This window comes from Campylobacter lari (assembly GCF_004357905.1).
Lineage (GTDB): Bacteria > Campylobacterota > Campylobacteria > Campylobacterales > Campylobacteraceae > Campylobacter_D > Campylobacter_D lari_D.
In genome coordinates this window covers 1-289 of sequence record NZ_SMTT01000045.1, presented here as the reverse complement: position 1 = coordinate 289, position 289 = coordinate 1, and the positions used below count along the sequence as shown (strand labels likewise).

The 289-nt window shown below is 32.2% G+C and carries 1 pseudogene; it reads right to left on the bottom strand.

Going from position 1 to position 289, the window contains the following annotated elements:
* Window positions 1–289: pseudogene (locus E2O22_RS07885) on the bottom strand (sodium-dependent transporter); the annotation flags it as partial.

Below are 289 nucleotides of genomic sequence, written 5' to 3'. Positions count from 1 at the left end.
ACTTTCTTCTATACTTTTTGGTAAAGGAAAAAACCCAAAATAAGCATACTTAACAATCCATCCTATTATCACGCTATAAAAAGAAACAATCAAAATAGCACCTATTAAAGAAAAACCAACTATAGACCAAGCTCTTTTATGTTTTGGAGCTAAAGTATAATAGGCATTTACAGGATCTTTTTCACTAAGTTTTCCTATGCTAAGTTCAGCCAAAAATATCACAAAACCTACTCCCAAAGTCAAAAGCAAATATAAAAGTACAAAGGCTGAGCCTCCATTTTGTCCTACC